Raw genomic sequence first — 12,272 nt, 5'->3', positions numbered from 1 at the left:
CGCCCGGCAAATACTGCAACAGCGGCTCGGCGGCGGGCGTACACCCGCAGTCCCCCTGTGAGCTGTCGGCGGCGCACACCGAGCGGAGGGCAGCCTTTTGGACACGGGCACTCCTCCGGCCGGGCCGCGGCCCCCTGCCCGCTCCGCGCACTGGCAGCCACGGGTCGCCACGGACCTCACCGAGTCGGCGGCGGCCCGCACCTGGGCCCGCCAGACCCTGCCGGGCCTGCTCGACCACCCGGTCGGCGCCGACCTCGCCGACGACGTCGACCTCCTGCTCAGTGAGCTGTGCGTCAACGCCGTCCAGCACGGCGGCGGCCTCGAAGCGGTCCACCTGCAGTGCGACGCCGGCCGCCTCCGGGTCACCGTCCACGACCAGGGAGCCGGCACGCCCGTGGCCCGGCTCACGCCGACTCCGGATCTCGACAACGGCCGAGGTCTGATGCTGGTCGACGCGATCTCGGCGGACTGGGGCGTCAGCAAGCACCCCGGCAACGGCAAAGACGTCTGGTTCGAGCTCGCCCTCACCACTCCGGCTGCGAGGAACGCGTGGAACCTGCCCTGACACTGCGTCCCTACGGCGCCGTCGTGGCCCCGTCGGGCGAGCTGGAAACCACCAGCGCGACCGCGTTCCGGCGGTTTCTGCACACGGTGCTGGACGAGCACGACACGCCGCTCGTCGTGGACCTGACCGCGGTGCAGTTCATCGACTCGACCGCGCTGGGCGTCCTCGTCAGCGCCCACAAGCGGCTCGCCGAACGCGGCCAGTCCTTGACCCTGGTCTGCCCGCACGAACGGCTGCTGAGGATCTTCCGGCTCACCGCACTGGACCGGGTCTTCGTCATCATCCCGGCGCTCCCGATCGCCACTGAGCAGCTGTAGCGCCTTCGTCATCTTCGGCGGCACCGCCCCCGCACGGCCTCATCGGGATGCTCGCCCCGCGGCGGTTGCGAGCTGCTTCGCCCGTTCCCACAGCGGCGGCGAGGAGACCGCGGCGGCGGGGTCGTGCCTGAGCAGCTGCCAGCCGGCGCGGCGGGGCGGGCCGTCGCGGGGTTCCGTCGGGTACTGCCAGCCCTGGTTGGTGCCGAAGAACAGGTGCTCGTCACCGACGGGCAGCACGCCGCGGACACCCCAGTTGCAGGCGTTGTTGAACCCGGTGGTCGTCAGCGGCCGGGCGGGGCTGTCGGCGTCGTCGAACACCCACACCTGCCCGGCGGTGCGGTTGTCGCGGAACACCAGACGCGACGCGATCTGCCGCCACAGGTTGACCTCCACGTCCCGGACGGGCCGGGCGAGCACCTCGTTCAGCAGGCCGGTCGCGGGGTTGAGCGTGATGTCACGCAGCACCTTCTCGGTGTTGAACGTCCCGAGGTACAGCTTCCCGCGGAACACGGCGGCGCCCCAGCCGACGTAGTCGTTGAACCGGCTGCCGAACCCGCCGCCGCCGAACCGCGGCTCCTGGTGCAGTAGGTTGTCGCGCAGCGCCCACTCGCCGGTGACCTGGTCGTAGACCCAGTAACGGTGCTCGCCGTAGAGCAGCTCGACCTGCTGGTTGACCTCGCCCGGGTCCTTGATGCGGTAGACGACCCCACCGGGTGAGGTGCGCATGTACGCGAGCGCCAGCTCGGCGACGGAGCCGCGCGGGATCTGCGGGTACGCGGCGAGGTGGTGGGTCAGCGACGGCGCGACGGACGGGATGCCGAACGTGGCGTAGATCCAGCCCTCGTAGGAGGTGACCGCGAACGACACCATGGCGTGCGCGGTCAGCGGATCCGGGAAGAGGTTGGCGGCGGTGAAGACGAGCTTCCACCCGTCCCGGGTGTCCGGGCCGAGCTCGTGCAGCGGCGGGCTGAGGTAGACCCCGGCGGGCTCGGTGCTGCCGGTGCCGATCCAGGTGCCGGTGACGATGCGGTCGCGGTGGACGGTGAAGTACGCCGGCTGGTTGCCCAGCCGCCCGACCTCCTCGAACTTGAACGGGTCCGCCGCGGTGCCCGTCCACCGCTGCACGCTGCCCTTCGCCTTGCCGTCCGCGGCGAGCCCCACCCCGAAGTACAGCCGCCCGCCGGCGACGACGAAGTTCTTGATGTTGTCCCATTCCGGGAACCGCCGCGCGCCGAGGAAGGTGCCGTCCACGCGGTACGCGAGCAGCAGCACCGTGCCGCCCGCCTGCGCGCCGGCGGTCGTGGTGGTCTCGATGCCGCCGAGGAGCACGACGTCGCCGACCGACCCGGCCGCGCGGACACCCGCGAGCCGCTGAAACTCCGGGCACTGCTTCCGGTCCGGGGTGCGTTCGGTGGCGACGCCGGTGTCGATGTCGTACTGCCAGATCTGCGCCGGCAGTGCGTCACCGGCGATGCTCTGGGTCGGCGGTACGTCGTACGCGGCGTTGAACGAGGTGTCGAACTCGCAGGTGACGTTCTCCGGGTCGTCCCACGGCCGCACCGGGGCGCCGAGCCCCGCGCCGGTGAACTCCGCGGCCAGGGTCGCCATGCCGCCGCCGGTGGCGTTGGAGACGGTCCCCCACCACAGGTGCCGCTGGGCCTCGTCGGCGGTGAACGCCCACACGTAGCCCTGGGTCGTCTGCGCGCGCCCGCCGTCCGGGGCGTCGGCGCCGGCTCTGATCGGTACGGTCGGCTGCCCGGGCCCGAACCACCAGCGGTCCGGTCGCGCCTGCGCCGCCACGGTCACACCGTTCGCCCGGTCCTCACCTGGCACCACCGTCGAAGACATGCGCGGGCACTACCCACTCCCGCCTGGCCAAACCGGTTGCCGCCGCGGGCTCAGCGCCGCAGGCCGTTGAGGGCGGCGGTGATGACGGCGCGGGTGTAGCCGGCGGTGAGCGGGCCGGTGCGGTGCAGCCACCGGTTGAGCACCGGCCCCCAGATCAGGTCGACCGCCACGTCGAGGTCGGCGTCGGCGGCGAGCTGACCCGCCCGTTGGGCGCTGCGCAGCCGCTCCCGTTTGGCGTGCCGCAGCGGGCCGTCGAGGCGTTCGGCGTAGGCGGCGGCGAGGTCGGCGTCGCGGGCGACCTCGATGGCCAGGGCGCGCATCGCCTGCCCCAGTCTCGGGTCGGCGAGCTCGGCGACGGTGGCGTCGAGGACCGCGGTCAGGTCCGCCTCGAGGTCGCCGGTGTCGGGCAGCACCGGCGGCCCGCCGTCCGCTCCCTCGCTCAGGATCAGGAACGCGTCGAGCAGTATTGCGCCCTTGGACGGCCACCAGCGGTAGATGGTCTGCTTGCCGACGCCGGCCCGGGCGGCGATGCCCTCGATGCTGAGCTTCGCGTAGTCGACCTCCTGCAGCAGCTCGAACGCGGCGGCGAGGATGGCGCGCCGCGAAGCCTCGTTCCGTCGCGTCGTCATGGCGGCCATCGTACCCGCGCCGAGACGAACCGTCTCGTCTTGACGCCGTCGCATGTGTCGGCATACGGTGCTGCCTGTAGTGAGACGGACCGTCTCGTCTCGCCCTATCCGAACGGAGGCGCTCATGCGCACCTGGTTCATCACCGGCGCCAGCCGCGGCCTGGGCCGGGCCTTCGCCCGGGCCGCACACGCCCGGGGCGACCGGGTCGTGGCCGCCGCACGGTCGCTCACCCGCGACACCCCCGACGACCGCCTGCTCACCCTGCCGCTCGACGTCACCGACCGCGCCGCGGTGACCGCCGCCGTGGACACCGCGGCCGAACACTTCGGCGGCCTCGACATCGTCGTCAACAACGCCGGCACCATGTCCATGGGCATGCTCGAGGAGTTCACCGAGGCCGAGGCCCGCGCCCAGTTCGAGGTCAACTACTTCGGCGCGCTGTGGGTCACCCAGGCCGCCCTGCCCCACCTGCGCACCCAGCGCTCCGGCCACATCGTGCAGATCTCCAGCATCGCCGCGCTCGGCGGCTTCCCCTCCACCGGCATGTACAGCGCCAGCAAGTTCGCCCTCGAAGGCATGAGCGAAGCCCTGGCCCTGGAGGCCGCGGCGTTCGACGTGAAGGTCAGCATCGTCCAGCCGGGCGGCTACTGGACCGACCTGTACTCCAGCATCGCCGCCACCACTCCCCTGGAGCCGTACGCGCCGTTGCGTGCCGAACTGGAGGAGCAGTGGGCGTCGGGCTCGGTGGACAGCGACCCGGCCCTCGCCGCCGAGGCGCTGCTGCGGCTGGTCGACAGCGCCGACCCACCGCTGCGCCTCCTGCTCGGCAGCATGGTGTACGACCTGGCCTTCGACCTGTCCCGCCGGCGCATGGACACGTGGTCCTCCTGGGAGCAGGTCAGCCGCGCCGCCGAACACGCGGTCCCCGACCCGGACGCCCACTGAGGCGCCGTGCTCAGGAGTCGTCGGAAACGAGCACCTCGAACGTCCGGCGCCCCACGAGCTCGACAAGCCTCTGGTCCTCACAGGCGGATCCGCAGCGAAAGACGTGGCGGGAGCCAGGCCCCCGCCACGTCTGTCATTCGTGCCCTGCGGTCCCGCATCGCTGCGGTGCAACAGCTACTGCGGCGAGGGCCTCCACGCAGCGAATCCAGCCGCAAACTTGCGATAGGACTGCGAGTAGACGTCGTCCGCAGCGCCGACCCGGTCGAGTTCGTGTTCGACGATCCTCGACGCTTCGCGCCGGTCTCCGTTCAGGGCAAGGACCAGGGGCAGCACCAGACACTTCTCATTGTCCGTCAGCAGCCCGGATCCGCCGATCTCGGCCGAGAACACCTCCCAGTCGCACCATTTCTCCACAAACGGCTCACCGTACTGTGACACGGCACCCGCAAGCTGCCCGGCGACCGCCGACAGGTCGCCGTCGGCGGGGAAATCCCAAGTCTGAAACGTCTTCCCCGGCATCAGGTACCCGAGCGGGCTGGACACCTGCGCGTCGAAAGCCGACCAGCCGGCGAGTTCCACAAGGGCGTCTTCCAGTGGCACATGCCGCACACCGACGACGGGGTTCACCTCCAGTTTGGAAGGAAGGTCCCACGTCGCCAGGTTGAGCCCGAGCCAACCGCTGCACGCCGGACTGGCGCCTGGCTTGAGAAACACTCCCTGCTTCTTCACGAATCCATGGGCGCGTAGCGCGACCGCGCACGCCTTCAGACTGTCGGCCTTGAGGTTGGTCATCGTTTCAGATCCTTCGGTCCGGTCGCCTAGCAGAAACGATAGCCACCGAAGCCACCGATGTTGACGGTGGTCGGACCGATCGTCCTGCCATGCAGCCGCGCAGCCTTCGCGTTGTCCCCGGTGAACGTGCCGCCCGCGGCTTCCACGGAGGCATATCCCCCCAGGGTGCCTTGATTCTTGGTGAAGCCCGCATTCGGCCCGTTCTTCGCGTCGAACAGATACAGCTTCCCATTCTTCTCGGCCACGATGTCGAACCTGACCTCCACACCGTTTGCCGCCGTCATGCTGATCTCCGTGCCCTTGATCGTGTACCCACGGTCCAGCAGCTGCACTCGGAGCATCTCGACGCCGGCCTTCCCCTTGTTCGGGGAGGCCGCGCCACCGGCGTTGTGGACAAGCACTGGAACACCGCCGGCCACGACGTAATAGGTGTGGATGTTGGCAACGGTCAGGTTGTAAACCTTTTCCAACTGTTGCCAGACCCGCGTGCGCACCACTTCGATCGCTCTGCCGTCGGGCGCGTTGAGGACGTCGCCCTTGAGGAGGTCCGCGGCGGCTATCCAGCGGTCTTGGCTGTCGACCCAGAACGGATGACCGTCGGTGGCGACGACCAGACCCTCGACGTCCCCCTCAGGTCCGTGGACATTGACGACTACTTCAACGAGCGTCTTCTGGCCCGAACCAACGATGGTGGCGACGACGGCTTCGCGCGACGTGATTCCCGTTTCGGGGTCGGTCGACAACACGACGTCGCCGATCCGGACATCCTCGATCTGCCTCAACGAGCCATCGGCCATCAGGACCAACGTGTCCGCCGAAAACGAGTTGCCGCAGGGACGCGCCTTGGCGCCGGCGCCGATGCCGCCTCCGGCCTTGAGCATCGCGGCGTCCGCCAGCGACCCGGTCGTCAGCTGGCCGCCGCCGCTCTCCAGCATGCTCTTGCGGTTGGGATCGAGCCGTTGGATGGAGATCAGCAGGACCGGATCCATCTCGCCGTAGTAGCCGCTCGACGCCGCCTGCGTGATCACGAACCCGACCGCGTCGTCGCCCTCGTACGGCACGGCCAGCATGTTGTCCTTGCTGTCGAGGTACTTCTCCGCGCCGTTGGCCCACCATTCGATCGACATGCCGTTCGGGGCATCGACGAAATCGGTCATGTCGACGCCGTTGAGATAGCTCCTGCCGTAGTACTGGACCGTGACGGTCCCGTTCTTGTAGACCTTGATGACCGGATTGCCGCCGGACGACCTGCCGCCGACGCAGGAAGCGCTCTGCGTGTGGCAGCGGGTGACCCCATCGGCACGGCAACTGCTCTGGACGCACTTGGTGTTCGGCTCGGGAATCCATTCCTCGCCCCCGTCCGCGTCGCGCATCAGGCCGGAAGGGTCGCTGAACGACATCGGGTTGCCACCGGCGTAGGTGTAACCGTTGAGCGTCTGCGAGTCAGTGAAGTCGAGGATCGGGTCGATGGAGATGAACCGTCCGGTGCCAGGGTCGTACTGACGCGCACCCACTTGCGTCAGACCGGTCGTCACATCCGTGGGCGCGCCGAGGAATCCGCGGTTGTCGACCCAGGGACCGGTGACGGCGCCGCGCGGTGCCCCATACGGGGTGCTCTGCCGCCAGGTGGGGTTTTGGGCAGTGGCGTCGAGATACAGGTCCGGAGTGCCGTGCAGACCTTCCATCTGGAACGTGACGGCATTCGCGGCTGTCCCGCTGCGGACACATGTTCCGCCGCCGGGCAGCGTGTAGTACCGGGTACCGGTGACCGTGCTGGTCGTGGTGTTGAGGACATGCTGCTGACCGGGCAGATAGAGCGTGGTGGTGCCGGGATCCCTCTGCAGGAGCAGTTCGCCGTCAGCGTCGTAGATGAAGGTGCTGGGGCCTGCGGTGCTGCCGGTGACGCTGGTCAGCTTCCCGGTGCTGTTCCAGTTCAGGATCTGGTTGCCCTGGCCGGCATTACGGCTCGTGGTGTTGCCTGCGAGATCGTAGGCGTAGCTGGTGGTGCCGGCGCCCGGGCCGGTGGTGCTGGTCGACGTGAGCGTGTGCGGCTGGGCGGCGCCGTTGCCGTCGTAGGCGTAGTTGGTGCTGGTGTCGACGCCGCCGGTCGTGCTGTGCTGGGTTTGGTTGGTGCGCTGCCCAAGGGAGTCGAACGTCCAAGTGGTCCAGTACGCGCTGGCGGCGCCGAGGCTGTCGCCGACCATCGTGTGGTTGCCGGCGGTCGGGGTGACGGCGCACGCGTCGGTGGCGGTCCACGCGGCGGTCAGCCGGCGAAGCCCGTCATAGGTGAAGCACTGGGTCTCGGTCGGTGTCGTCGAACCGAAGCGGTAGCTGGTCTGCCTGGTGATGTTCCCGGCCAGGTCGTACTTGTACGACTCCTTGTCAACGTCCGACGGGGTGCCGACCGCACGCGTCAACACCTTGTCGGTGACATTGCCCGTGTGCTTGTCGTAGACGTACGTCAGCGCCGCAATGTTGGGCTGGGCGCCGATCACCTCGTACTCCGGCCGGAAATATTCGTCGTACGTGACACCTTCGGCGTAGCCGGTGAGCCCGCCGACCGACGAAGGCAGGTCGAAGACGCCGGACACGCCGTAGTTGACCGTCTCGGCAGGCAGGCCGCCCTTGGCCGGGAATACGTCCCTCAGAAGGAGGCCGGTGTTCGTCGTGTACTGGTGCAAAAATGTGTACGAGCCACCGAGGGCGCCTTCGGGGATGCCGGGGATGTTGTAGGTCTCGCCGGTTGAGGCTCCCCAAGCGTTGAAACCCTTGGCCTGCATGGTGTATTCGGACCCGCCGCGGTAGGCGGTCTTGGTGGTGAGGTGCCCGATCGGGCGAGGCATTCCAGGCACGGCGTTGTCGGAGTTGTCGTACACCCACCAGTCGGTCCGATTGGCGGTGCTCTGAGCGGCAGTCGTGGAGTTGTACTGGCCGGTCTTGCGATTCACCGCGTCGTAGGTGTACGAGACGGTGACCGTCCTGCCATCGGTGCTCTGGGTGACGTTGCCGTTGCCGTCATACACCTTGTGGCTGACACCCGAGTCCGGGTCGTCCTGGTCGACGACCTGGCCGAGCAGGTTGTACGTGCTCACCCACTGGTTGCCGACCGCGTCGGTGAACGTGGACCGGTTGTGGTTGCCGTCGTAGCCCCAGGTCGTGGTCACTTTCGTGCCACCGGTCACGCTGAATGTCCCGGTGAACGTGTTCGCCGGAACATTCACCACCGGTGCCGCCGAATACTGACTGACCTCGGTGGCGCGACCGAAAGCGTCCTGGAGTGTGCTGGTGACAACACCACCCGCCGGCGGGACGATCGTGGTCCGATCTCCATTGTGGATGGAGGTGACGGTGGAAACGGCGACGCCGTTCTTGCTGCGGACCTCCCGCACCGCGCGGCCGAGACCGTCGTAGACGTAGGAGGTCTGGTTGGGCACCTGGGCGGTGAGGGCCGCGGCGGACACCGGGGTCGTGTTGGGCAGCGTCGCGCTGTCCCACCAGCCGTTGTTCGTCGACGTGGTCCAGCCACGGCTGTCGTAGAACGTGTCGGTGACCATGCGCCCGCCCTTGGGCGTCATCGACTGCGTCTGGCGCGGCCGCAGCAGTGCGTCGTAGATGAGCGTCGACGTCACATAGCCAAGCTGGTCATTCAGCTGCTTGGCCGTGACCGCGGTCTGGCCGGTGTTCGACAGGTCGTAGGTGTACAGGTGGTCCGCCGGGGCGCTCGTCGGCCGGGAGGCCTTCCAGGCCGCGGTGGCCCGCCCGAGCGCATCGAACCGATAGGTCTCGGTGACATTGTTGGCGTCGACCGATCCCACGATGAACCCGCGGCGCGGGCTGACGGTCGTCGTCTTGGCGTGGCCGAGCGCATCGGTGATCGTCACACCGGTGTTCAGCCCGGCACTGTTCATTGTGTAGGTGGTGGTACTGGGGTTGCCGTTGCCGTCGTAGATGGTGTGCGCGCGGCCGTAGCTGTCGTACTTGGACCGGCTCAGCGTGTGGAACGTGTACGCACCGGCGGTGTAGCCGCTCGCCTTGCGGATCATGGTCATGTCAGCGCGGGTCGGTGCGTTCACCTGCGGAAAGGTGGTGCTGAAGGTCTCGTCGTCGTAGAAGTTCCGCACGACGCCGATGACCTGCGCGGGCCGCGATACCGACGCCGGCGCGGTCAGCGTGTTGAACGTGGCTGGCGTGGCCGAGTTCGCACCCGCCGTGAACCCGCCACAGGCCTTGGAGACCGTCTCGGTCTCAGCGACGAGACCGACGAGGTTCTTCGCGGTGTTGACCGGTGCGTACGTCGTCGTCTCGCACTGGTCGTACACCGCGACGACCGGCGAGGTGTGCGTGTACACCCGCTGCAGCAGCCCGAACGTCGGCGAGGTGATGCTCGCGTCGTAGGAACTGTCCGTCTGCAGGTATTGCCACGTGGTCGCCCCTGCCCCGGTGATGGCCTGCCGGGTGTAGGTCTTCACGACTCCGGTCCGGCGCGCCGTCAGCGCGGGCAGCCCGGTCCGGTTCCGGGTCGCGGTCGCGTCCGACACCCAGAACGACGTGATCGTCGAGTTGTCGACCGGGCCGTCCTTGCCCATGTACTCGGTGCTCTCCAAGGCGCTGCCGGCGAGCTCGTCGATGTCCTCGTGGACGCCGCCGAGGGAGTCGGTCAGGTTGACCACCGTGGTGTTGTTGTTCTTGGACATGCCGCGGTAGTAGGTCGTCCGCGACTGCGTCTGCGGGTCGTTGACCCCGTCACCGACGAGCGTGTCGACGGTGCCGTAGCCGCGGAACTGGCCGTACGTGCGGTACTTGGCCTTCACGACCTCGTTGTCGTCGTAGCGCCACGCCGCGCCGCCCGTGTACTCGTACGTCGTCGACGCCGCCGGGGCACCGCCGGTGCGGTCGGTCTGCGTCACCTTCTTCACGACGTACTTGTTGAACCAGTCCTTGATCGGCTGGGAGTAGCCGTCCGGGGTCCACGACACCGGGTAACACGACGACGTGTTCGCCGCCGGGTTGATCGTCACCGGCGTCGTGCACGGGTTGATCAGCGCATACGTCGGCGTGATCACCGAACCGGTCTCGGTCGTGATCGACCCGATCCGGTGCCGGTAATACGACGGCAGGTTGGTGGTATCCGTCCGGTTCGCGAGCGAGATGGTGCCGAACGTGACCGGCGGCATCGTGATCGCCGCCGCGCCGCCACCGGTCAGGTCCGAACCCGTCTTCACCAGCTGCGACAACCACAACGTCGGCGCCAGACCACTCCCCGCCGGCGGCATCGTCTGTGTGAACGCATACGTGTCAATCGCGACGTGCTGCGAGGTTGCCGTGTCGTACTGCTTCGTCGTGATCGACGCCAGCCGCACCGTGGAGAAGAACGCCGGGCTCTGGCTGGTGCAGGTCTGTGTCGAGGAGCAGATCAGGTCGTACGGCACGTCCGGCCAGTTGGCCTTGGTGCTGGAGTTCAGCGGCGTGCACGTGCCGGAGACGCACCGGTCGCCGGGCGTGAACACCACCTTGTTCGCGACCGTGCCGTAGGCGTTGCCGTCGGTGAAGCCGTAGTCGACGTGATCCAAACGGCTCGCCCGGATGTAGGACCGCTTCGTCGCGCCCAGGTAGGACGCGTAGTAGTTGGTGTCCTGGACGTAGTAGTAGGACATCGCCGAACCGTGCACGTCGGTGACGTAGTCCAGGTTCCACCGGTACGCCATCGTGCACACCGACAACGAGAACGTCGCGTTGTAGCACGGCTCACCGGCATGCGCCGCATACACCGGCGCCGAGTCGACCGAGTTCGTCGTCGCCTTCCCCGACGTCCAACCGGGCAACTGGTTGCGGCCGAACTGGAACACCGTGCCGTCCCGCTGCGTCACCGTCCAGTAGTCGGTGTTGTACGTCCCCGAACCATTCCCCGAGTTGACGACGTGCGTCACGACCGCACCGTTGTCGTACTGCGGCTTCCACACCGACTTCGTCGCATCCCACACCAACGCACTGCTGGAACCGTTCAGCGACAACGTCAGAATCGGACCCGCATAGCACTGGTCCACGGTCGCGACCGGCGCCGCCGAACCACCCGGATCCTCCTTGCACGACACGAACGTCTGCTCGACGAACGACTCCGGCACCGACCAGCCGTCACCCAGCCACGACGACTGCGCCTGCGTCGTCGAGGTGCGCCCGTCCACACCACTGGAGCTGTACGACAGATCCACATTCGGCGACAACGAACCCGGCGACGGCGGCGTCCCGATCGGATACGAATACGTGAACGCACCCGTACTCGACCCACCCGCCCACGACCCCGACGGCGTCAACGACGTCGACGCATACGAACCCGTCGCCGCACCACCATCGGCGGCCGCCACACTCGTCACCGCGAGCACCGTCGGCGCCGCACCCGACTTCAACTGCACCGGCGCGGACACGTCCAAGTCACGGACATTGTTCGCCGACGGCAACGGCGTCTGCACCCGGCACTCCGCCAGCCGCGGCGTCGTCACCGCACACCCAGGCAGCCCGACCAGGCGCAGCCGCGTGCCGTAGTTGCCGCCGTACGCCTGCGCGAACCCGTCATAGTCGACGCCGACCCGCACATCACCAGCACCCTGCACGGTGAGCAGCACACCGCTGACCCCGGCATCCAGGGCCTTGTCGTGGTCGAGGACCTGGACGTCGACCTTCGTCGCACCGGTGGACATCGCCTGCGCCCACACCGGCGTGCCCGCGGCCTTCGCCCGATCCGGCGACAACGCCACCGACGCGGAGGCCGCCTTCGGCCAGGTCGTCGCCGTCGGCCGGTACACCTCGTCGACCTTCTGCTTGTCCGTCGGCAGCGGCGGGATCTCGAAGACCCCGGTGACCGACTTCCCCGCCGCCGGCCGCGGTGGTTCAGGGCTGCGCGCCTCGATCGCCGCTACCGCCAGGACCACGGTGGTCGTCGCCGCCACCGTACCCATGGCGGCGGCCACCGCGACGTATGGCCTCGCTTGCGCGCCGCGCAGCAAGGCCCGTGGACTCAACATGTGTCTCGTTCCCCGATCTGAGAGAGGTCCCGACAAAAGGGCGGTGGGGGGGGGGGGGGGGGGGGGGGGGGGGGGGGGGGGGGGGGGGGGGGGGGGGGGGGGGGAGGGGGGGGGGGGGGGGTGGGGAGGGGGGGGGGGGGGGGGGGGGGGGTGTGG

7 protein-coding genes are annotated in these 12,272 nt (G+C 68.6%); 3 read left to right on the top strand and 4 right to left on the bottom strand.

Annotated features, from left to right (window positions below):
• Positions 1-97: 97 nt before the first annotated feature.
• A complete protein-coding gene (locus tag ACZ6TV_RS14270; protein WP_465297582.1) occupies positions 98-565 on the top strand; it encodes an ATP-binding protein in 468 nt (155 codons plus the stop codon).
• Positions 550-882 (top strand): STAS domain-containing protein, encoded by a 333-nt coding sequence (locus ACZ6TV_RS14265; protein WP_465297581.1) that lies wholly within the window; start codon positions 550-552, stop codon positions 880-882. The genes ACZ6TV_RS14270 and ACZ6TV_RS14265 overlap by 16 nt, the downstream gene beginning before the upstream one ends.
• Before the next feature lie 39 nt (positions 883-921).
• Here the strand turns inward: ACZ6TV_RS14265 and ACZ6TV_RS14260 are convergent, their stop codons facing one another.
• Both ACZ6TV_RS14260 and ACZ6TV_RS14255 read right to left on the bottom strand, forming a co-directional pair.
• Positions 922-2,730, bottom strand: coding sequence for a hypothetical protein (locus tag ACZ6TV_RS14260; protein ID WP_465297580.1), 1,809 nt, complete (start codon positions 2,728-2,730; stop codon positions 922-924).
• A 50-nt stretch (positions 2,731-2,780) separates the two neighbouring features.
• Positions 2,781-3,368 carry a TetR/AcrR family transcriptional regulator gene (locus ACZ6TV_RS14255; protein ID WP_465297687.1) on the bottom strand — a complete coding sequence of 196 codons (588 nt, stop codon included), beginning with the start codon at positions 3,366-3,368 and terminating at the stop codon, positions 2,781-2,783.
• A gap of 115 nt (positions 3,369-3,483) precedes the next feature.
• On the opposite strand from ACZ6TV_RS14255, the gene ACZ6TV_RS14250 reads away from it, so the two are divergent.
• Positions 3,484-4,305, top strand: coding sequence for an SDR family NAD(P)-dependent oxidoreductase (locus tag ACZ6TV_RS14250; protein ID WP_465297579.1), 822 nt, complete (start codon positions 3,484-3,486; stop codon positions 4,303-4,305).
• Between the two features lie 174 nt (positions 4,306-4,479).
• On the opposite strand, the gene ACZ6TV_RS14245 is transcribed toward ACZ6TV_RS14250, so the two are convergent.
• Both ACZ6TV_RS14245 and ACZ6TV_RS14240 read right to left on the bottom strand, forming a co-directional pair.
• Complete coding sequence (locus ACZ6TV_RS14245) at positions 4,480-5,097, bottom strand: hypothetical protein (protein ID WP_465297578.1); 618 nt, start codon at positions 5,095-5,097, stop codon at positions 4,480-4,482.
• A 26-nt stretch (positions 5,098-5,123) separates the two neighbouring features.
• A complete protein-coding gene (locus ACZ6TV_RS14240) occupies positions 5,124-12,050 on the bottom strand; it encodes a polymorphic toxin-type HINT domain-containing protein (RefSeq protein ID WP_465297577.1) in 6,927 nt (2,308 codons plus the stop codon).
• Positions 12,051-12,272 lie beyond the last annotated feature (222 nt).

Source organism: Dactylosporangium sp. NPDC051087 (genome assembly GCF_055586325.1).
This window is presented reverse-complemented; position numbering and strand designations above follow the sequence as displayed.